Origin of the sequence: Serratia sp. PF-27, assembly GCF_030053255.1 — a bacterium.
Classification (GTDB): domain Bacteria; phylum Pseudomonadota; class Gammaproteobacteria; order Enterobacterales; family Enterobacteriaceae; genus Serratia; species Serratia bockelmannii.
This window is the reverse complement of the sequence record NZ_JASGBT010000021.1, coordinates 736,926-757,346: the sequence shown is the minus strand read 5'-3', so window position 1 is coordinate 757,346 and position 20,421 is coordinate 736,926. Positions and strand designations below refer to the sequence as shown.

Below are 20,421 nucleotides of genomic sequence, written 5' to 3'. Positions count from 1 at the left end.
TTAATATGTTGTCTATCATTTTATGATTTATTTGTTTAGAGAAAAAATGAAGCCGCGCTGTTTTGAATCCCTTATTATTAAACCCTTTAACATAGTAATGATTATAATCTTCCAAATAATCCCGGTCTATGTACGTGGGTTCGAGTAAAACAGACTTACATTTCATATCGTTTAAATATCTGAAGATATAATCAATTTGTGCTTTATTATAAACATGTGGGAAATGAGAGCCAAAACATTCTTTGATTAAATTGCTTAGAGTTTGTTTCTCGAATTTGCATATTAAGTATGGCGTCATTATGTATCATCCTTAAAATTGACAAAAAAAAGCGGCAAAAGCCGCTATTTATAAATGGAATAATATTCAAACGCAGTATGCTTTTGATAAAAACTCTTCACTAACTGCTTTTTTCTTGCTTTCTAACTCAAAATTTTTGTCCGCTTGCTTAAGTTCATTTCTCAACAGAGAAATTTTCTCATCCGTTAAATTCATTTCAGATGCAGCTTTCAAGAGATCATATACACTCATTAAGGCTCTCCTAGTTTCTACTAGCTATCCATATTTACCATAATTTTTTGGGTTTGTCAACCATCAGCCTGTTGCGTTGAGATACCCTTCTTGCAATCCACAAAAGTAATAGGGATTGTAATCATGCGTTTATACGGCTGTAGTTAGCTTATCGGTATGCGTCAGCCTTGCTTAGAGATAACCTGGTAGATAATCTTTTTCTTGAGAATAGCTCGTATACCATGAGCCACAAGCAAACCTTTCGAACTAATTTGTCAAGTTCCAGGTTTGAGGTCTCACAGTTCATCGACCTTGGCGGGTTACGATAACCGGAAAAACATATTTAATTTGATTGGGGATGAGTGTCATAATTTTAGATGCTAACATCCTGTAACATATTAATTAAATGGTGTATCCTAATTTCTATAGGAAAAATCCGCTTTAAAGCGGTTGCTGATTGTGATTATTAGTTTTGTGAGGCAATGGCAATGTGCGAAAGGATGTTTAAAAAAGATGTTTATTCTGAATGGGTTATACGCAATAGCCTTTACTGGATGAGTTCGCTCACCCAGTGGAAGCTTTGTGAAGATATATCCTCTTGGACAATCTCTTTCGAAAACGATAGTCCCGAATGCCTCTATGAATTCGAGAGGCTGCTAAATGATTACGCTTTGCGAGAAAAACTACAGCATAAAACAGGGGCATTGAGAGATTCTATTATCCATAAAGTGCTTCGCAGCGTAGATGAAAGGCTTTCATAATGGAGTTGATGCCATTCAATTTCGACAGATTGCCTAATGGACGGGTTTTTATAAGCAACCTCGCTGGCTTTCATCACTTCATTAATGAGCAAGAGCTGCTTGATCTTTCTGATGAGCAAATCAGTGCGGAACAATCAAACGTACTTGAAAGCAAGCTGTTCATAACCAACGAAAGCTCATCAGCTATTGCTCCCTATGCTTTAAGTTCTGCTTTTGCAAAACGATTGATGAATGAACTGGCGATCAGGCCAATTTTCATGATTGTGCCCACATTACGTTGCGACCATACCTGCAAGTATTGTCAGGTCAGTAGAGCTTCAGTGAATGCCTCTGGTTATGATCTAGATCCCGCTCTCATCCCTGATATCATTTCAACTATCAAAAAACTATCGACACCACCTTATAAGATAGAGATACAGGGTGGAGAGCCACTCTTGCGGTTCGATTTACTTCAGTCTATCTATGAGCAATGTGCTGAAACGCTGGGAAGCACCGATTTTGAGATGGTTGTAGCATCAAGCCTGTCTGTCTTGAATGAGGATATGCTTGAATGGTCGAGAGACAGGAACATAATTTTCTCTGTTTCGCTTGATGGTGAGGAAGTTGTACACAACAGTAATCGAATTCTTGGTCATGGGCTTGCTTACCGTAGAACAGTGTCAGGGGTAGAGGCTATCAAACGGTCTTTAGGCGCTGATCGCGTTGCAACGGTTACTACAGTTACTAAAGATCTTGTCAGGCACCCTGAATCGATTGTCCAGGCTCACTTATCTCTTGGCCTCAAGGACATGTTTATCCGACCTGTTAGTCCCTATGGGTTTGCACAAAAAGCATCGTTCACCTTTTCTATGGACGAATACTTCAGTTTCTATTCCTCTTTGATAGATGAAATTCTTAAGATCAACAAAGAAGGGATAAGGGTTGTTGAACATTCTGCCTCCATTCATCTGAAAAGGATCTTCAATCCCGGTTTTAGTGGTTATGCGGATTTAAAGTCGCCAAGCGGGGTCGTGCTTAACAGTATTCTTTTCAATTATGACGGTCGAGTATATGGTAGCGATGAGAGCCGTATGTTGCAGAAGGTGAATCCTGAAACGGAGTTCAGTGCGGGTGAAGTTAAGACGCTATCATTTTCCAAGAGTCCTTACTATAACGCAGTATTGAGTTCATCGTTCAATTTTGCTCTGCCAGGTTGTGATACATGCGCGTATCAACCATTTTGCGGTGCAGACCCATGCCAGAACATAAGTGTACAAGGTGAGCCTGTCGGTGATAGGAGTCGTTCAACGTTTTGTCAGTATCACAAGGGGATGTTCAGGTATCTGATGAACTCCATCTCAGAAGGTGGTCCGAAGGCTGAGATGCTAAAAGGATGGGCATATGTCTGAGGTTATCAGGAACGATATCTTTCATTTTTCTTCAAAAAAGAATGTGCCCACGGGGTTCTATCGGTTATGCAAACAAAAACCAGTGAACCCTTTATTCTTTTTGCCCAATTTACTGGTAGTTGCTGAAGGCAATGATGATGCCATTCAACCATGCTTTGATTACTCTGTTATTAGCAGTGAATTAATTGAGTCAATTGAAGATGGAGATATTGGGATAATCAACAATGGCAATATGATACGCGTTATTCTGTCCCGCAGAGCCAATCATAATACTGTCTTAGTTACGGAACGCTGCAATAACCTGTGCCTGTTTTGTTCCCAGCCACCAAAGAAAGCAAATGATGACTGGCTACTTACGCAATCAGCTCTTGCTATAGCTTCATTTGGTTTGAATGGAGTTGTTGGGGTCAGCGGTGGTGAACCTTTGCTATATGGGGATGATTTCCTTCACTTCATTGATTTTATCATCGAGAATTCACCAGATACTGCTTTGCATGTTTTAACAAACGGACGCAAATTTGCTGATACCAACTTTACTCAGGAAATGGCAAAGCGAAGCAAAAAGATCAAAATCACCTTTGGTATCCCGCTCTACTCATCAAGACCACTTGTGCATGATCATCTGGTAGGGAGTGATGGCGCATTTAATGAAACGGTTAAGGGGTTAATCAATGCAGGAAACTCAGGGATTAATATCGAACTTAGAGTTATTCCGACACTGGCTAACTATACAGAATTGGATGATATTGTAGAGTTCGTTGGCCGTGTGTTCTCTAACATCAATCAGATTTCCCTTATGGGGCTGGAATCTATCGGTTGGGCGCGAAAGAACTGGTCAACAATCTTCATTGAGCACAGCAGTTATAGTGAGAAAATAACCTCCGCCATAGACGCTGCACACAGATCAGGCATACCTCTAACAATTTTTAATTATCCTTTGTGTCATCTTCCTGAAAGAGCCTGGGAGTTTGCTGCTCAGTCGATCTCTGATTGGAAAAATTACTATCCTAAAGAATGTGATGAATGCACTCAGAAGTCTTCCTGTGCTGGTTATTTCAGTTCCTCAACAGGCCGTTTTCATCAACCACCGAGACCAATTTCATGAAAAAATTTAATTTTGCTGCACTACTTCCGGGATTTTTGGCACTCAATAATTCTGTATGGGCAAGTGATTCATCTACCGGAGCAAGTGATTTGCCTGGTATGACTCTTAATGAACATGATTTAGTGATAGCCCCACTTAACACCGAAGTTCCATTCTATATTGCAGGGCATCGTAGTCATAGCTCCCATCGGAGCCATAGTTCTCACCGATCATCATCAGGTGGCGGGTACTATGGTGGCAGCACTCCATATTATCCAAAAACATACAGCTCACCAAGCTCATCTGGGTCTTCAAGTTCAGGAACAAGTTCCTCATCGTCCTCTTCCTCTGTGCGTTCGCTTCGTTCTAACGACAATAACAACTCTACTACTACGAATTCAGTTGGAACGACAGAAGCTAACCGTGCAAGTAATGGGCTGACTGCTGGTACAGAGAAGCGTAAGCGCTTAATCATGCGGGTTCAATTCGCTTTGCTGGACAAAGGTTATTACAACGGGAATATTGACGGCATAATGGGGCCTTCCACAAGGCAATCAATAAAAAATTATCGCATTGCGAACGGACTACCAACACCGTCAAGAGAAACTCTGGATACGCAGCTATTGAATTCACTTAGTATTTTAGCTCGTTGAAAGAAAGTGATTCATGTTCAAACCAATAACATCATCAATTGCATCTTGGAGATTATGATGGCTCTAATAAATAAATCAGATTTGAAATATAAGTATAGTTGGACTGCTATAGGCGATGACGATCCTAAAAAAACAGGCAAGCCTGACAGCACATTCCTCAACAGGAACGAAGGATATGAAGTTCTTCCATTCATAAATAGATTTGCAGAAAAGCATTCTTTTAAAAATAAAGAATCAGCATTTAAGGCTGAGAAGATGATAAAAGAATATTTGCCTGGTGATGTCAGAAGCCACAAGAATGTAACTTCGTGGCTTGAGAATAACTGGAGTAAATATTGATACTCATCGATAAAATGGCTCATTAATGAGCCATTTTAAATATTATATTTGTGTCTTGTAGGATAAAAGGAAGGTACAAATGGCACAGTTGCTAATTAGAAATGTAAGAAGTTATTCTAAAGAACGAAGCATTAACATCGATTTGAGCAAAAAAGTTAATCTCATATATGGTCAGAATGGAAGTGGAAAATCAACTATATCAGGATATTTTTACAGCCCCTCTAATGTGGCATACAATGATTGCTCTTTTAGCAAAGAAGGTGATTATAATTATGTCGTTTATAATAATCAGTTTGTAGAGGACTCTTTTTATCATAAATCAGAACAACCAGGAGTATTTACTTTAAGCCAAAGTAACAAAGAAGTTTTGGGCGATATAAAGCAGTCAGATAAAAAAATAGCAAATTTGAAAAGTCGGCTGACTCGGTTGGATAATGAAATAAAAGAAAAAGATGAAATGCTTACCAAGCTTGAGAATGGCTGTAAAGAAGCTGTATGGAAAAAGACAGCACATATCAGAACAACTGAACTTACTGAGTTGATGGCAAAGAGTTTAAGAAAAGATAGCCTATATAGTAAAATATGCACACAAGCTGAAAAAGATGAAACAAGCACAGAAGATGTTTTGAATGAATATAAAAAGTTGAAGAATAATAAAACTTCTTCTTTTAATTCAATCAATCACCCATCAATACCTATCTTGAATAAACAAAAGGAAGAATTGCTCCTGACACCATTAATCCCATCATCTAATAGTTACCTTTCAAATGTTATTGAAGAGTTAGGGAATGCAGATTGGGTCAAGTCGGGATTAGGATATGTTAATGACACAAGGTGCCCATTTTGTCAAAGCGATACGATCAATAATGATTTTTTAAAAGCTATAACAGATGTCTTTGACGAAACGTATGAACAAAGATTAAAAGATCTTAAAGGTATTTATAATGATTACTCAAATTCTTGTGATGAATACATAAGTGAATTAGAGCGCTCTTTGTATGATTCGGGCTATGTTTCTGATGACGATAATATCTGGAGTATGATCAAACAGATCGGGCAATCACTTGAACTAAATAAAAACGCTCTGAAAGAAAAGATAGAAAAGCCATCAGTAGCAATATCACTTATTGATTCATCAATAAATTACGATGAAGTAAGCGAAAAAATCAAAGTTTTGAATGTTGAAATAAAGGAAATTAATGACAGATTAAATGCCTATGAAACGAGTGTTTATAATATTACAAGTAAGCTCTGGAAGGTCTTGAGGAATTTATGCAGCGATGTAATTGATACTAATAACACCAATATGGAGGAATTAAAAGGTGAAAGGAGTTTAATAATACAAAGAAAAGATATTATTGAAGGTGAAATGCAACAGGAGAAAGTTAGGCTTTCAAACCTTAGGAAACAAGTTTCTAATATGGATGAAACGGTAGATAAAATAAATACATCACTCAAAAATCTTGGCCTAAATAGTTTAGAGATTAAAAAATCACATGAAAGAAATTTCTTTCAAATTCACAGAGGGAACGACAATGTTGAAATTTATAAATCACTAAGTGAAGGGGAGAAAACAATAATCACCTTCTTGTATTTCTTAGAGTGTTGTGAAGGTCAACTCGAAGAGGGGGAACTTAAAGATAAGTTGATTGTGATTGACGATCCTATATCGAGTTTATCCCATGACTATATTTATGAGATATCATCTTTAATACATTATCGGATTATTGAAGGTACAGCACCAGATGCTAAAATTTTAATTCTTACGCATAACTTATTCTTTTTTCAAGAAGTTTTAAAACTAGCTCCTTCTAAAATAAAAGCTTTTGATAAGCAATATAATTTATTGAGAGTAGTGAAAAATGAATATAGTGATGTTATCGCTATGTCTAAAGGTGATATAAAAAACGAATATGAATCCTATTGGATGGTATTAAAAAATGTGAAGGAGGGCATTGTAAATCCTGTTGTTCTTCCTAATGTAATGCGAAACATTCTTGAATATTATTTTTCATTTTCTTGTAAGCTAGATAGTCTTAAAACAGCATTAGAAAAAATGGCAGAATCTGAGAGTGATATTACATATAAGTCTTTCTGTCGCTATATGCACAGAGGGTCGCATTCAGACTCTTCCAATATAAATAATTTAGGAAGAGGAACAACTGAAAAGTATTTCGAAATTTTTAAGAACGTCTTTGATAAAACGGATGATTTACCACATTATAATCGAATGTTTGGAGTTGAAACTGACAACGACTTTGTAGAATAAGAAAGGTTACCACTGAGGCACCATTAATCATTAACGGTTAGGTAGGGAACGGAGGTGCTGACACACCGTTTCCCACCGTCCAAACCGAAAACGTTGATACTGGCATACCAGCACACATTTGTTATTCATGGTTTTTACTCAATCTTGTCTCAGTCAGCTACTGATAGCCTTTACACCCCATGTGCAAAGCAAGCATACTATGGGATCTGGCAGAAAGAGTGCCTCAGTGGTTAATGTATAATACCAGTAGGAATATATTAATCAATGATTTCTTTAGGTAACTATAAGGATGATAAGGTTTTAGGTTCCCTTTCCATTATCATTTTTTCTATTTTATCAAGTTTCGACATTAGGGTAATATTCCCTTTATCATAGTTTCTTTGAACTCTTATAATGTTTTTTATCAAATCATAGGCTGTGGACAATATAGACTCTAATAGTATCCCTGAAAAAGAATTGGAATGAACATATTCTAATTTATTGACTTTGAATACCTTTATTGCACCAATGTTTGCAATCTCTTCTTGGTTTCTTTCAATTATCTCGTTGAAGTATCTTTGGTGGTTATTTACTGGTTTTTCATGTTCTGATTTAAATATTACTTTGATTATCGAATTTTGCAAAAGAATACTACTTTCATTATGTATGTATAGGAATGGTGCTGATATTAACTCGCCTTTGACTTTAGTTATTGGTGCATAGCCAAAAGGCATTCGGTTGTGTTTTAAATAGTTATTCAAAACATATAACTCGTGGCACTCACCCACTAATAAAAACTCAAATGCATCTTTGAAAGTATTCCTGCATTTTTCATAATATTCTTCATGATTACCATTGGTTTTTTTTAAAACCCCTATTGAATGGGCTTTGAATATTTTTACTATCTCTTCATCGATATCTTTTTCTTTAATAGGTCTGTAAATGGTTTTCACTGCACTCTCCGATGTTCCTATCAAAGACAGGATTATCCAAGCGTAGTAGTATTCGATTAGAGTCGAATGATTATTTATAATGGAGTCTAAATAATATGAACTTTCAATTTCAGAAAGATAATGAGTTCCTCTAGGTTTATCAAGTAGTTCCTCGAGTTTTTTGCAAAAAAACACGGTTTTATTAATTTGATATTCTAAGGCTATATTCGCTTCTGCTTTGAAATGGTAATGCAATGCATCGTTTAATATTTCATTTGGGGGGATGATCATTTGTTATTCCTGTGAGAGTTGTATTTTTTTATGTGATTTTGTTGCTAATTGGTCAATTTACAATAAGCCGAAAGTTAAATTAATAACTTTTATACTCGATTAATATACGAGTTATCAATGAATTGTCAACTGTTGAAATTCAAAACGGAAAGCATACCAATAGTAATCTAATAAACCACACGATGTTCTTTTACGTTGAGAAAAAAACAGCGTTATCATTTTTTTAGAATACTGCTGCATAATTTTCATGTGGTTTCTGAATTAAGCTTTGTCTTGGTAGGAATTGCACCCATACTCGTCCATCCATAAGAAGCTGCCTCCACATGCTTTCCCCACCAGTTCATCATCTCTCTACGCTGTTCCAGATACTGTGATCTGTTATAGGCTCTCCTGACTTCGTTAGTATCAATATGAGCTAAAGCAGCTTCAATCACGTCTGGTGGAAAACCTTTCTCGTTAAGCACTGTTGAGGCAATCGCTCTCATTCCATGAGCCACCAACAGATCTTTGAAGCCCATCCGTTTAAGCGCCATGTTTGCTGTCTGACTATTCATAGGTTCAAGTGGATTCCGGTAGCCGGGGAAAACATAATCTCTGTGCTTACTGATGGGCTTCATCACTTCCAGAATAGCCAAAGCTTGCTCAGAAAGTGGAACGATATGCTCACGTTTCATCTTCATGCGACCAGCAGGGATACGCCATTGTTTTGCGGCAAAGTCGATCTCATCCCAGCGAGTCGTTGACGCTTCGGCAGGTCGTATCATCGTTAGTAATTGCCATTCGATAAGACAGCGAGTTTGTCGTCCGATACTGGCAAATGCCAGAGTTTTCATCAAAAGGGGGAGTTGCTCTGGAGGTAGGGCAGGGCGGTGTTTTACCTTTGGTTTATGGAATGTTCGTCCGATTCGTGCTGCGGGGTTTACAGATACCAGCCCAGAATTGAGGGCGTAATCCATAACTTCATTGATACGCTGGCTTAGACGTTTAACCGTTTCGAGTCTTCCGGCAGCATGTGTTGGCTCTAACGCTCCGATGAACTGCTGAGCCGTGATGTTAGCAATGGGCATAGAGCCAATATGTGGGAATACATATTTACTCATAAAACGCCAGATATCGTTTAACGTATGGGTTGCCAGCCCCGCTGATTCTTTGGTTTTAAACCAGTCTCCTGCAACCTTTTCAAAGGTGCTTTCTGTGGCACTTTTTTGCCGCAACTGCTCGGTTTTTTTATGCTCCTGCGGATCAATATCTTTGCTCAATAGAAGACGGGCATCTTCACGAAGTTGACGAGCCTCAGAGAGAGATACAGCAGGGTAAGCACCAAAGCTAATCATTGCGCGTTTGCGAGTGAAAGGTTTGTAATAGCGGAATCGCCAGAGTTTTGAGCCTCCGGGCTTAAGCAGTAGCTCTAAGCCATCCCCGTCATACAGGATAGTGGCACGTTCAGTCGCTTTAGCATTTTTGACTTCGGTGTTGTTAAGGGGCTTTGTCTGACGCGCCATATTATTCTCCAATCACTGGTTAGGCATATGGCTCAGACGACACGATGGATTGTATGCCTAAAGATATGCCTAAAAATGTTGGATTTCACTGTATCAGCGTGGACTTTACTAGATAACAGAAAAACAGTAGGTCTACGCAACCCACTGTTAATCCTGTTTTTTATAGCCTTGTCTGGACTTCAGTAGACAAAACGTTGGGGATAATTTGGTCGGCATGAGAGGATTCGAACCTCCGACCCCCGACACCCCATGACGGTGCGCTACCAGGCTGCGCTACATGCCGACGCTATGAAAAATCATACTACCGATTCCCGATGTTAATGCAAGCACCTCGCCACTTGATTGCTTTAGTTTTAAGCAGTTAGTTGGCGATAAAGCGTTTTACATCGGTCAGCACCTGCAGCAGCAGAGCAAGCTGCGGTTTCTCGTCTTTTATTTCTTCGCCGTTCTGATCGTAGACGCGATAGTTGCCGCTGTTGTCCAGCATCAGCGTCTGCGTCGGCGTAGTGATCACCAGCTGATTGCCATCGCCGGTGGCGATCCAGTCGTTGCGGCGCTGGGCGGTGAACAGATCTTCGCCCTGCGAATAGTCTTTCGGCGCGGTTTTCACGTGCAGCAACCGTTGCATCAAGGTGCGCATCACGTCGTTATGGCCGGTCAGCTTGCTGATGGTCTGCGCTGGGGTGCCCGGCCAGTGGATCACCAACGGCACCTGCAGTTGCGCCTGGTTGAAGGCAGTGCCGGCGCCCCATTGGCCTTTGCCGCTGTCGTTGAATTCGACGCCGTGTTCGGCGGTGATCACCACCACGGTTTTGTCCAGCAGACTGCGCTGTTTCAGGGTATCCAGCACCTGGGCTATCTGGGCATCCACGTCTTGCGCGCCGGTGCGATAGCGTTGGATAAAATCGGCCGGCGCCGGGGTTTTGTCGTCTTCGGCCGGCTCGGCGCCGCTGAAGTTGATATAGGAGAACCACGGCTCTTTGCCGCCCTGATCCGTCAGCCAGCGCTGCCATTGCTGCGTGGTTTGCGCGTCGCTTTGCGGCGCCGGCGTCGGCAGCGAGAAGTCGGTCAATAGGGCCTGGCGGTACAGGCTGGCGTTGAAACCGTCGGAAGAGAACAGCCCCAGTTGGTAGCCCTGATCGCCGAGCGCGTTGAGCAGCGCCGACGGCTTGCGGCCGGCGAGCACGCTGTCCAGATAGGTCGGAGAAATGCCGTAGAACAGGCCGAACAGCCCGGTGTCGGCATGATTACCCGAGCTGTAGTGATCGCTGAAGCGCACGTTTTCCTGGGCGAAGCGCGTCAGCGCCGGCATGTCCTGCGCCACGTCTTTGGCGCGAATGCCGTCCACCACGATCATCAGCAGGTTATAGCCGCTGCCTTTATCGCCGTAGCTGAGATCGCTGAGCGGATACTCCACCGCCACCGCTTCCGGGTTGCCCTGTTGCATCAGGCGGCGCTCATACTCTTGCTGGTCGAGCAGGCCGTGTTTTTCGAGGAACTTGCGCGCGGTCATCGGGTACGAGAGCGGCAGATTGGCTCGCTGCATGGTGATCGGGCGATAGAAGTTGGCGTCAGCCCAAATGTAAATCAGGTGCGACGCGAAAAAGGCGCTGATAAACAGCGCCGCCAGCGGTTTGCCGAAGCGGCGGCGGTTCAGGCTGCGCAGCTTCTGCCAGCTCCAAGTGCCGAACAACATCTCCACCAGGAAGATCACGGGCACGCAGATAAACATCAGCTGCCAGTCGCGCGACAGCTCACTCTGGTCCGGGTTGACCACCAGATCCCACACCACCGGATTGAGGTGCAGGTGGAAATGGGAGAACACTTCGCTGTCGACCAGCAACAGCGTGAGCCCGATGGTGGCCAGCGCGGCGGAAATAAATCGCAGCAGCCGCTGCGACATCACCACGAAGGTGAGCGGGAAGATCACCAGCAAATAGCCGGCGAACACGATAAAGCTGAAATGCCCCAGCAGGCTGACAAAGGCATAGACCCGGCCCAGCAGGGATGCGGGCCAGTCGGTAACAAACAGGTAGCGGCTGCCCAGCCCAAGGGCGAGCAGGATGTTGAATAAGGCGAACCAGTGCCCCCAGCTGATCATCTGGGAGACTTTTTCACGATAACGCTGACGGTTTGTCACCATAAGTCAATATTAATGTGCTTTGTCTTCACGGACAGAAGCCTGCAGGGCTTCCGCGAACGATCTTGCCAGGGTTTTCCGCTGCGCGGGGGCAACGCTGGTGTTGATCAAATTAGTGACCATGTTGCCCAGCACCATCAGGGAAAGATCGGTGGGGGTATGGTGTTTTTCCAGAACATTGACCAGCTCTGAGAGCAGTTGTTCAACGTGTTCGTCACTGTAACGGGATGATTGTGGCATAAAATTGCGCTTAGTAATCTGCAAAGTGCCCTATCTTACCGTATAGGGCAGTGATTTTCCGCTCTTTTATCACTTCCTGTCATTTGGGGAAGGGGGCGCCCGTGGCGGGGCTGCTCCTCGCAGCGCCTTTCCGGTTTGCCGCGGTTTTTAGTATTGCAGGTCGGGGCCTTCAGTGTTTGAATACGCGCCTAAAGAACAGGAGGATTTACCATGAGTCTGGATATCGACCAGATCGCTCTGCACCAATTGGTGAAACGCGACGAGCAAACGCTGGACGTGGTGTTGCGCGATACCTTGCTTCCCACCAACGCGGCGGTGGAAGAAATGATGACGGAACTGCATCGCGTCTACAGCGCCAAGAGCAAGGCCTTGGGCCTGTTCAACGAAGGCAGCGAGCTGGCGGAAGCGCTGCGCACTTGCCGCAAGGACGATAAGGACTTTCTGGCCTTCAGCCGCGCGGCGACCGGCCGCCTGCGCGACGAACTGGCGAAGTATCCGTTTGCCGAAGGCGGCGTGGTGCTGTTCGGCCAATACCGTTATCTGGCGGTGGAGTACTTGCTGATCGCGGTGCTGAACAGCCGTAATAGCATGCGCGTCAACGAAGAACTGGATATCAACACCACGCACTATCTGGACATCAACAACGCCGATATCGTCGCGCGCATCGATCTGACCGAATGGGAAACCAACCCGGAATCGACCCGCTATCTGACCTTCCTGCGCGGGCGCGTAGGCCGCAAGGTCGCCGACTTCTTCATGGATTTCCTGGCGGCGTCCGAAGGGTTGGACACCAAGGCGCAAAACCGCGGGCTGCTGCAGGCGGTGGACGACTACTGCGCCGATGCGCAGTTGGACAAGAACGAGCGCCAGTCGGTGCGCCAACAGGTGTACAGCTACTGCAACGAACAGCTGCAGGCGGGCGAAGAGATTGAACTGCAGGCCCTGTCGCAGGAGCTGTCGCCGGTCGGCGAGAAAGACTTCATGCAGTTCTCCAGCGAGCAAGGGTATGAGTTGGAGGAAAGCTTCCCGGCGGATCGCGGCACGCTGCGCCAGCTGACCAAATTTGCCGGCAGCGGCGGCGGCATCAGCCTGAATTTCGACGCCATGCTGCTGGGCGAGCGCATTTTCTGGGATGCGGCCACCGACACGCTGACCATCAGAGGCACGCCGCCGAACCTGCGCGATCAGCTGCAACGCCGGACCGGCAGCGGCAAGTAAGCGCGCCGAATCGCAGACAATAAAAAACGCCGCAATTGCGGCGTTCTTTATTTCGGCGTCCCGAAAGGTTCGAAAACGTAGCGATTAAACGCGAACGAAGTCGATGTGAGCCAGTTTTGGCTTGAACGGGTGACGCTGTACAGCCTGAACCTTAACTTTGGTTTCTTTACCGTCGATAACCAGAGTTACTGCTTCGCTGTAGAATTCTGGTTTAGCTTCCATGTTCTTAACAGAATCATGGTCCAATTCGATGGAAACTGCAGCTTCTTTGCCACCGTAAACGATAGCTGGGAATTTGTTTGCTGCACGCAGGCGGCGGCTCGCACCTTTACCCTGGTCTTTACGTACTTCTGCATTGATAGTGAACATTGTTTTTTCTCTTAAAAGAAAATTTACCCTGCTACAGGCGACCCAAGTAGCAAGTTCGGAAATCCGCTTTAACGCCGGGCAGGCCCAGGTAAAGCGCGCGGCATTTTAACGGAAAGCCGCCTGCAGGGCAACGAAAACCTGTCCAGATTGAGGACCGTTCGCTCAGGTCAATTGATTGGCGCGGCGGAAACGGCCTTGATAATCGAACACTTTCTCGCGCACCTGCCAAAACTGCCCGCGTTTGCGCGCCACCACGAAATCCGGATGGCGCAGCGCCTGCTGTTGCGCCAGCACGTCGGCGGCGGTGTGCCAGGCGAACGGCACGCCCGGTGCGCGCTGGTGCGGGCGCAGGAACAGCATCTCGAACGCTTTGCGCTGCGCCGGCGTCTGCAGGCGGAAACGCTCGCTGGTGCTGGTGCCGTCCTCGTCGTAATAGGTGGCCTTCAGCCATTCGCCCTTGTCATCGCGGCCGCTCTGCAGCTCCATGCCGCCGCAGCGCAGCACCAGCGCGTCTTTCAGCTTCAGCGCCGCCTTCAGCATGTCGTCGGGATCGACCAGCACCTCCTGACACTGATGGCAGCGGCGTGCGGCGATGTCGTTCTCCGCGCCGCAGTGCGGGCAGCTCTTGAACCGGAAGCGGTAATCGCACTGTTCGCGGTGGCCGTCGTCGTCTTCCAGCCACCCCTGGCAGCGGCGGCCGTAGTGCTCGATAATGTCGCCGTTCTCGGTGCACTTGCCCCAGAACAGATTGGCGAAGCCGCAGGCCGGGCAGAACACCTGCACCGGCTGGCTGTCGCCGTGCGGCTTGCTGACGCCGACCTCCGGCGTGAACAGATCGTGCGGGTTGCCGGCGTAGTCGAGGATCAGGCAATCCTTTTTGTCGGGCGCCAGCCGCAGCCCGCGCCCGACGATCTGCTGGTACAGGCTGACGGACTCGGTGGGGCGCAGGATCGCGATCAGATCGACGTGCGGCGCGTCGAAACCGGTGGTCAATACCGCGACGTTGACCAGATAGCGCAGCCGCTGCTGTTTGAACGCGTCGATCAGCGCATCGCGCTCGGCGGGCGGCGTTTCGGCGCTGACCAGCGCGGCTTCGCCGTTCGGCAACAGGCCGTGGATCTCGCGGGCGTGTTCGACGGTGGCGGCGAAGATCATCACGCCTTTGCGATCCTCTGCGTACTCCACGATCTGGCTGATGATGTGCGGCGTGACGCGGTTTTGCCGCTTCAGCTCGCGGTTCAGATCCGCTTCGCTGAACAGGCCGTTGCTCCTGGCCTCCAGCCGGCTGAAGTCATATTGCACGATCGGCATATCCAGCCGCTCAGGCGGCACCAGGAAGCCGTTCTTAATCATGTAGCGCAGCGGCAGCTCGTAGATGCAGTCGCGAAACAGACTGGCGCCGTCGCCGCGGGTGAAGCCATGGTAGTGATACTGGTAAATCCAGCCCTTGCCCAGTCGGTAAGGCGTGGCGGTCAGCCCCAGCAGCCGCAGCTGCGGGTTGGTTTTCTGTAAATGCTGGATGATTTGCTGGTACTGGCTGTCGTCGTCGTCGCTGATGCGGTGGCATTCATCGACGATCAGCAGCGAAAAGGCGCCGTCGAACAGCGGCAGGTTGCGCGCGACGGACTGTACGCTGCCGAACACCACCTTGCCGGCGCTCTCTTTCTGCTGCAGGCCGGCGGCGAAGATATCCGCTTCCAGGCCGTAGGCGCAGTATTTGGCGTGGTTTTGCGCCACCAGTTCCTTGACGTGCGCCAGCACCAGCACCCGCCCGCGGGCGCGCTTCGCCAGCTCGGCGATCACCAGGCTTTTGCCGGCACCGGTCGGCAGCACGATCAGCGCCGGTTCGGGGTGCCGCCGGAAATGGTTGATGGTGGCTTCGACCGCTTCCAGTTGGTAGGGGCGTAGGGTAAAGGCCATAAATGAACGCCGTAGGTTGGAATGGGCCGCCGGGAACCGGTTTTGTCACCTCTGTTCCCACAGAAACCGTGACATTTTACGTGCCGGGCGGCCGAAAAATTTCTATTATTATGCCTTCTGCGCGCGCGCGGTGCGAGAAGCGTGAAAATTACCCCTGTCGGGCAACGCGTTGTACCGCTATACTCGTGTGACAGCAATCGCTGTTCCCCCACGCGATTTCCCCCCTGAACCTGCCATTTGCACCCGGTGCAACGGCGGGCGTCATATTTTGGCAATACGATCAATGCGATCATAACAACGACAGGCAAAGCAGATCCCATGCGATTGGACAAGTTTTTATCTCAGCAGTTAGGCATTAGCCGTGCGCTGGTTGCGCGCGAACTTCGGGCTAAACGCGTCACCGTGGACGGTGAGGTGGTGAAGAGCGGGGCTGTCAAACTGACCCCGGAGCAAGAAGTGGCGTTCGACGGCAATCCGCTGCAGCAGCAGAACGGCCCGCGCTATTTCATGCTCAACAAACCGCAGGGTTACGTCTGTTCCACCGACGATCCCGATCATCCGACGGTGCTGTACTTCCTCGATGAGCCGGTCGCGTACAAGCTGCACGCCGCAGGACGGTTGGATATCGACACCACCGGGCTGGTGCTGATGACCGACGACGGCCAGTGGTCGCACCGCGTCACGTCGCCACGCCACCACTGTGAGAAAACCTATTTGGTGACGCTGGAGCACCCGCTGGCGGAAGACACCGCGCAGCGTTTCGCCGAAGGGGTGCAACTGCACAACGAGAAAGATCTGACGCGGCCGGCGACGCTGGAGCAGGTCGACGAGCACGTGGTGCGCCTGACCCTCAGCGAAGGGCGCTACCACCAGGTGAAGCGGATGTTCGCTGCCGTCGGCAATCGGGTGATCGAGTTGCACCGCGAGCGCATCGGCGCCATCGTGCTGGATGACGATCTGGCGCCGGGTGAATACCGCCCACTGACCGAAGAAGAGATCGCCAGCGTGGGCGCGCCGCACCTGCAGGACTGATAACCGATCATCGATTGCGGCCGATTAAGGAGTCGTGGAACGTGCAACAGAACCGAACCTCTCATCTCGGTTTGATTTTCATTCTGGGCCTGTTGTCCATGTTGATGCCGTTGGCCATCGACATGTACCTGCCCAGTATGCCGGTGATCGCCGCCCAGTTTGGCGTCGAGTCCGGCAGCGTGCAGATGACGCTCAGCGCCTATATGCTCGGCTTTGCCTTCGGGCAGCTGTTCTATGGACCGATGTCGGACAGCATCGGCCGCAAGCCGGTGATCCTGTGGGGTACGCTGATCTTCGCCATCGCCGGCTGCGCCTGCGCCATGGCGCAATCGATCGATCAGCTGATCGGGCTGCGTTTCCTGCACGGTTTGGCCGCCGCCGCCGCCAGCGTAGTGATCAACGCCTTGATGCGCGACATGTTCACCAAGGACGAGTTCTCGCGCATGATGTCGTTCGTCATTCTGGTGATGACCATCGCGCCGCTGCTGGCGCCGATGATCGGCGGGGCGCTGCTGCTGTGGTTCAGTTGGCACGCCATCTTCTGGACCATGGGCGCCGCGGCGTTGATCGGTTCACTGCTGGTGGCCCTGTTCATCAAGGAGACGCTGCCGAAAGAACGGCGACAGCGGTTCCACCTGCGCACCACGCTGGGCAATTTCGGTTCGCTGTTCCGCCACAAACGGGTGCTGAGCTACATGCTGGCCAGCGCCTTCTCGTTCGCCGGCATGTTCTCGTTCCTCAGCGCCGGGCCGTTCGTCTACATCGAACTGAACCACGTTTCGCCGCAACACTTCGGCTACTATTTTGCGCTGAACATCGTGTTCCTGTTCCTGACGACGCTGATTAACAGCCGCAACGTGCGGCGGTTCGGCGCGGTCAAGATGTTCAAGCTGGGGCTGCTGGTACAGCTGGCGATGGGGCTGTGGCTGCTGGCGGTGAGCGCTGTCGGTCTGGGTTTCTGGGCGCTGGTGATCGGCGTTGCGGTCTATCTGGGGTGCATCGCGATGATCTCCTCCAACGCCATGGCGGTGATCCTGGATGATTTCCCGCATATGGCGGGCACGGCTTCTTCCCTGGCCGGTACGTTGCGCTTCAGCATCGGTGCGCTGGTGGGAGCGGTGCTGTCGATGGCGCCGGGCAAAAGCGCCTGGCCCATGGTCACCTCGATGGCGCTGTGCAGCATCGTGGCGGTGCTGTTCTATGTTTACGCCAGCCGGCCGCGCGATCGCGCGGCCTGACGTTCTCCCGACTCGGGGCGTTTTGCCCCGCATCGCCTTAGGGTTGCGCCTTGCCATTTCAGGGTGCAACTGGCAATGAAAAATTTGTTGCTAAATATACGCAAGCTAATTAATTGGCCGTTTTCCCCTCTGTGTGCTTTTTGTTAAAAAATTCCGCCATCGTGCCGCCCAATATTCCCCGGGAGGCGCGGCGCTCTGTCGGCTGAACAGCGTGAGCTGTTTGTATTAGGATTGATATAAATCAAGCTATTAGAAGAGACAGTTGCGCTAACGTGGCGGGCTAAATGTTTCTTCATTGTAAAAATATGGCGTCTGAAAAGTAGTCGCATTGCAAGAAAAAAGAGTTGAGATCGCTGCGGGAAAGGGTTACATATAACGCAAAAATGCGAGCTGAGTCGCAAAATGCCGTGAAATAACACCGCACGGCGCGCCAAAAAATGGCACGGCATCGGCAAGCACGGGGTCAGGTTAATGGCTAGCGGCAAAATTTACATTTAAATAACATTTGTGCGCGGCAGAGTCGGGAGTCAGCGGCTATAACTTAGTAACCCTGTCAGGTAAAAGTGTTTCACCTTTTCAATCTAGGGATTTCATGTGGAGAGTATCCAACTTTCGGTAGTGCATCGCTTGCCGCAAAGTTATCGTTGGCTATCCGGTTTCACCGGCGTGAAGGTCGAACCGATTCCGTTTAACGGAATAGACGAAGATAACAACCTGATTGGTCTGAAGTTACTCAGCCATGAAGGGGCCGAGGCCTGGCAGGTCATGCAACAGCTCAATCTGTCGCTGCAGGAGATTCAGGTCGACTGCGCGATTGTTGAATGGGAAGGGGAACCTTGCCTGTTCGTGCAGCGCAGCGACGAGAGCGCCACCATGTGCCGCCTGAAAAACGTCGGCGCCGCGATCGCCGAACCGCTCAGCGCGCAATACCCTTTCTAAATTCGCCGCTAGTCCGCCAACTGCAGCAGTTGACGGGTATAGTCGGCGGCGGGCGCCGCGAAAATCGCCCGGCAGTCTCCCTGTTCAACCACTTCTCCCTGTCGCAACACGATGACCTGGTGGCATAGCGAACGCACCACCTGCAGGTCATGGCTGATGAACAGATAAGCCAGCCGGTGGCGTTGCTGCAGCGATTTCAGCAGCGTCAGGATCTGCGCCTGCACCGATTTATCCAGCGAAGAGGTCGGCTCGTCGAGGATCAGCAACTGTGGCTGCAGGATCAGTGCACGCGCGATGGCGATACGCTGGCGCTGGCCACCGGAAAACTCGGTGGGATAGCGGTGGCGCAACTGCGGGTCCAGCCCGACCTCCTGCAACACCGCGATCACGCGCTGTTCCCGTTGCTCGGCGGTAAGCCGCTGGTGCACTTCCAGCCCTTCGGCGATGATCTGCTGTACGTTCAGGCGCGGGTTCAGGGCGGAATAGGGATCCTGGAAGACGATTTGCATTCGGCTGCGGTAGGGCAGCATCTGCTTCATCGTGAGCGGGTGCAGCGGTTCGCCGTCGAACCAGATGGCGCCCTGAGAGGCCAGCAGGCGCAGCAGCGCCAGCCCGGTGGTGCTTTTGCCCGAGCCGGACTCTCCCACCAGCCCCACGCTTTCCCCGGCGCGCAGCTCGAAACTCAATGATTTCAATGCATAGTGATAATCCACCGTGCGGCGCAGCAGGCCGCGGCGAATGGGGAAGCGCACCTGCAGATTTTCCACCTTGAGCAGCGGCCGCTCGTCGCCGGGGCGCCTGTTGGCTGCGGCAGGCAGCGGCAGCGGTTCACCGACGTCCTCGGCGGCCAGCAGCTGCTGCGTGTAAGGATGTTGCGGGCGGCTGAACAGCTGCGCGCGGGCGTTTTGCTCCACGCAGCGCCCCTGACGCATTACCGCCACGTTATCCGCCAGGCGGCGCACGATATTCAGATTATGGGTGATAAACAGCAACCCCATGCCCATCTCCTGCTTCAGTTCTTGCAGCAGCGTCAGGATCTGCGCCTGGATAGTAACGTCGAGCGCGGTGGTGGGTTCGTCGGCGATCAGCAGTTTTGGGCGGGTCAACACCGCCATGGCGATCATCACCCGCTGGCGTTCGCCGCCGGACAGCTGATGCGGGTAATCCTGCAGCCGGCTCTTGGCCTGACGGATGCCGACGCGTTCCAGGCACTCGACGATCTCTGCGCGCGCGGCTTCGCGCCGCAGGCCGCGGTGCAGCATCAACACTTCCGCCAGCTGTTTTTCGATGGTGTGCAGTGGGTTAAGCGACACCATCGGCTCCTGAAAGATCATCGCGATCTGATTGCCGCGCACCTTGCGCAGCGCCGCTTCCGGCGCATGCAGCAACGAGTCGCCGTTGAACAGGATATCGCCGGCAGGGTAAACCACCGGCGGCGCGGGCAGCAGGCGCAGTATCGACAGGGCGGTGACGCTTTTGCCGGAGCCGGACTCCCCTACCAGCGCCAGCGTTTCCGCCGGCGCGATTTGCAGCGAGAGTTCGTTGACCACCGGCGTGACGGTGTCGCCCTGGCGGAAGGCGATGCTGAGATCTTGAATTGCGAGCAAAGGAGTGGCCAT

Annotated in this window: 18 protein-coding genes and 1 tRNA gene; 10 read left to right on the top strand and 9 right to left on the bottom strand. The window is 49.2% G+C overall.

From position 1 onward, the window contains the following. Positions 1–364: 364 nt before the first annotated feature. Positions 365–529 (bottom strand): hypothetical protein, encoded by a 165-nt coding sequence (locus tag QMZ29_RS18605; protein ID WP_154618035.1) that lies wholly within the window; start codon positions 527–529, stop codon positions 365–367. A gap of 467 nt (positions 530–996) precedes the next feature. Here QMZ29_RS18605 and hxsD point away from each other — a divergent pair, with 467 nt between their 5' ends. From hxsD to QMZ29_RS18575, 6 genes are all read left to right on the top strand, one after another. Further along, positions 997–1,269 carry a His-Xaa-Ser system protein HxsD gene (gene hxsD, locus QMZ29_RS18600; RefSeq protein WP_072269841.1) on the top strand — a complete coding sequence of 91 codons (273 nt, stop codon included), beginning with the start codon at positions 997–999 and terminating at the stop codon, positions 1,267–1,269. Beyond that, positions 1,269–2,657, top strand: a complete 1,389-nt coding sequence (hxsB, locus tag QMZ29_RS18595; RefSeq protein ID WP_060433661.1) for a His-Xaa-Ser system radical SAM maturase HxsB — start codon at positions 1,269–1,271, stop codon at positions 2,655–2,657. Before hxsD ends, hxsB begins: the two co-directional genes overlap by 1 nt. Next, on the top strand, positions 2,650–3,762 hold the full coding sequence (gene hxsC, locus QMZ29_RS18590; RefSeq protein WP_072269840.1) for a His-Xaa-Ser system radical SAM maturase HxsC: 1,113 nt from the start codon (positions 2,650–2,652) through the stop codon (positions 3,760–3,762). The genes hxsB and hxsC overlap by 8 nt, the downstream gene beginning before the upstream one ends. After that, positions 3,759–4,394 (top strand): His-Xaa-Ser repeat protein HxsA, encoded by a 636-nt coding sequence (hxsA, locus tag QMZ29_RS18585; RefSeq protein ID WP_072269839.1) that lies wholly within the window; start codon positions 3,759–3,761, stop codon positions 4,392–4,394. Before hxsC ends, hxsA begins: the two co-directional genes overlap by 4 nt. 54 nt (positions 4,395–4,448) lie before the next feature. Continuing rightward, positions 4,449–4,733, top strand: a complete 285-nt coding sequence (locus QMZ29_RS18580) for a hypothetical protein (protein ID WP_283225789.1) — start codon at positions 4,449–4,451, stop codon at positions 4,731–4,733. A gap of 79 nt (positions 4,734–4,812) precedes the next feature. Then, positions 4,813–7,002, top strand: a complete 2,190-nt coding sequence (locus QMZ29_RS18575; RefSeq protein WP_072269838.1) for an AAA family ATPase — start codon at positions 4,813–4,815, stop codon at positions 7,000–7,002. Between the two features lie 281 nt (positions 7,003–7,283). Here the strand turns inward: QMZ29_RS18575 and QMZ29_RS18570 are convergent, their stop codons facing one another. The 5 genes from QMZ29_RS18570 to QMZ29_RS18550 form a co-directional block, all read right to left on the bottom strand. Then, positions 7,284–8,204: a hypothetical protein gene (locus tag QMZ29_RS18570; RefSeq protein WP_282994227.1), complete on the bottom strand. Its 921-nt coding sequence runs from the start codon at positions 8,202–8,204 to the stop codon at positions 7,284–7,286. A gap of 245 nt (positions 8,205–8,449) precedes the next feature. Then, on the bottom strand, positions 8,450–9,706 hold the full coding sequence (locus QMZ29_RS18565; protein ID WP_060433653.1) for an integrase domain-containing protein: 1,257 nt from the start codon (positions 9,704–9,706) through the stop codon (positions 8,450–8,452). 206 nt (positions 9,707–9,912) lie between these two features. Next, positions 9,913–9,989: transfer RNA gene (locus QMZ29_RS18560), tRNA-Pro, on the bottom strand. 78 nt (positions 9,990–10,067) lie between these two features. Beyond that, positions 10,068–11,849 carry an LPS biosynthesis-modulating metalloenzyme YejM gene (yejM, locus tag QMZ29_RS18555; protein WP_060433651.1) on the bottom strand — a complete coding sequence of 594 codons (1,782 nt, stop codon included), beginning with the start codon at positions 11,847–11,849 and terminating at the stop codon, positions 10,068–10,070. Positions 11,850–11,858: 9 nt separating this feature from the next. After that, positions 11,859–12,086 carry a YejL family protein gene (locus tag QMZ29_RS18550; protein WP_004935782.1) on the bottom strand — a complete coding sequence of 76 codons (228 nt, stop codon included), beginning with the start codon at positions 12,084–12,086 and terminating at the stop codon, positions 11,859–11,861. A 210-nt stretch (positions 12,087–12,296) separates the two neighbouring features. On the opposite strand from QMZ29_RS18550, the gene yejK reads away from it, so the two are divergent. Continuing rightward, the gene (gene yejK, locus QMZ29_RS18545; RefSeq protein WP_004935779.1) at positions 12,297–13,304 is read left to right on the top strand and encodes a nucleoid-associated protein YejK; all 1,008 of its coding nucleotides are present in this window, start codon (positions 12,297–12,299) and stop codon (positions 13,302–13,304) included. Between the two features lie 84 nt (positions 13,305–13,388). Here yejK and rplY read toward each other — a convergent pair whose 3' ends face one another. Further along, positions 13,389–13,673 carry a 50S ribosomal protein L25 gene (gene rplY / locus QMZ29_RS18540; RefSeq protein WP_004935776.1) on the bottom strand — a complete coding sequence of 95 codons (285 nt, stop codon included), beginning with the start codon at positions 13,671–13,673 and terminating at the stop codon, positions 13,389–13,391. Positions 13,674–13,835: 162 nt separating this feature from the next. Beyond that, a complete protein-coding gene (gene radD, locus QMZ29_RS18535) occupies positions 13,836–15,593 on the bottom strand; it encodes a DNA repair helicase RadD (protein ID WP_060433649.1) in 1,758 nt (585 codons plus the stop codon). 318 nt (positions 15,594–15,911) lie between these two features. On the opposite strand from radD, the gene rsuA reads away from it, so the two are divergent. From rsuA to QMZ29_RS18520, 3 genes are all read left to right on the top strand, one after another. Beyond that, on the top strand, positions 15,912–16,625 hold the full coding sequence (gene rsuA / locus QMZ29_RS18530; protein WP_025303560.1) for a 16S rRNA pseudouridine(516) synthase RsuA: 714 nt from the start codon (positions 15,912–15,914) through the stop codon (positions 16,623–16,625). Positions 16,626–16,666: 41 nt separating this feature from the next. Further along, positions 16,667–17,863 (top strand): Bcr/CflA family multidrug efflux MFS transporter, encoded by a 1,197-nt coding sequence (locus QMZ29_RS18525; protein WP_025303559.1) that lies wholly within the window; start codon positions 16,667–16,669, stop codon positions 17,861–17,863. 594 nt (positions 17,864–18,457) lie between these two features. Then, the gene (locus QMZ29_RS18520; RefSeq protein WP_004935763.1) at positions 18,458–18,802 is read left to right on the top strand and encodes a YejG family protein; all 345 of its coding nucleotides are present in this window, start codon (positions 18,458–18,460) and stop codon (positions 18,800–18,802) included. A gap of 8 nt (positions 18,803–18,810) precedes the next feature. Here QMZ29_RS18520 and yejF read toward each other — a convergent pair whose 3' ends face one another. After that, positions 18,811–20,421 carry a microcin C ABC transporter ATP-binding protein YejF gene (yejF, locus tag QMZ29_RS18515; protein ID WP_060433647.1) on the bottom strand — a complete coding sequence of 537 codons (1,611 nt, stop codon included), beginning with the start codon at positions 20,419–20,421 and terminating at the stop codon, positions 18,811–18,813.

What these genes read in the sequence shown, in the direction of transcription:
- QMZ29_RS18605 (WP_154618035.1), bottom strand. Translation starts at nt 529, where the DNA reads ATGAGTGTATATGATCTCTTGAAAGCTGCATCTGAAATGAATTTAACG.
- hxsD (WP_072269841.1), top strand. Translation starts at nt 997, where the DNA reads ATGTGCGAAAGGATGTTTAAAAAAGATGTTTATTCTGAATGGGTTATA.
- hxsB (WP_060433661.1), top strand. Translation starts at nt 1,269, where the DNA reads ATGGAGTTGATGCCATTCAATTTCGACAGATTGCCTAATGGACGGGTT.
- hxsC (WP_072269840.1), top strand. Translation starts at nt 2,650, where the DNA reads ATGTCTGAGGTTATCAGGAACGATATCTTTCATTTTTCTTCAAAAAAG.
- hxsA (WP_072269839.1), top strand. Translation starts at nt 3,759, where the DNA reads ATGAAAAAATTTAATTTTGCTGCACTACTTCCGGGATTTTTGGCACTC.
- QMZ29_RS18580 (WP_283225789.1), top strand. Translation starts at nt 4,449, where the DNA reads ATGATGGCTCTAATAAATAAATCAGATTTGAAATATAAGTATAGTTGG.
- QMZ29_RS18575 (WP_072269838.1), top strand. Translation starts at nt 4,813, where the DNA reads ATGGCACAGTTGCTAATTAGAAATGTAAGAAGTTATTCTAAAGAACGA.
- QMZ29_RS18570 (WP_282994227.1), bottom strand. Translation starts at nt 8,204, where the DNA reads ATGATCATCCCCCCAAATGAAATATTAAACGATGCATTGCATTACCAT.
- QMZ29_RS18565 (WP_060433653.1), bottom strand. Translation starts at nt 9,706, where the DNA reads ATGGCGCGTCAGACAAAGCCCCTTAACAACACCGAAGTCAAAAATGCT.
- yejM (WP_060433651.1), bottom strand. Translation starts at nt 11,849, where the DNA reads ATGGTGACAAACCGTCAGCGTTATCGTGAAAAAGTCTCCCAGATGATC.
- QMZ29_RS18550 (WP_004935782.1), bottom strand. Translation starts at nt 12,086, where the DNA reads ATGCCACAATCATCCCGTTACAGTGACGAACACGTTGAACAACTGCTC.
- yejK (WP_004935779.1), top strand. Translation starts at nt 12,297, where the DNA reads ATGAGTCTGGATATCGACCAGATCGCTCTGCACCAATTGGTGAAACGC.
- rplY (WP_004935776.1), bottom strand. Translation starts at nt 13,673, where the DNA reads ATGTTCACTATCAATGCAGAAGTACGTAAAGACCAGGGTAAAGGTGCG.
- radD (WP_060433649.1), bottom strand. Translation starts at nt 15,593, where the DNA reads ATGGCCTTTACCCTACGCCCCTACCAACTGGAAGCGGTCGAAGCCACC.
- rsuA (WP_025303560.1), top strand. Translation starts at nt 15,912, where the DNA reads ATGCGATTGGACAAGTTTTTATCTCAGCAGTTAGGCATTAGCCGTGCG.
- yejF (WP_060433647.1), bottom strand. Translation starts at nt 20,421, where the DNA reads ATGGCCACTCCTTTGCTCGCAATTCAAGATCTCAGCATCGCCTTCCGC.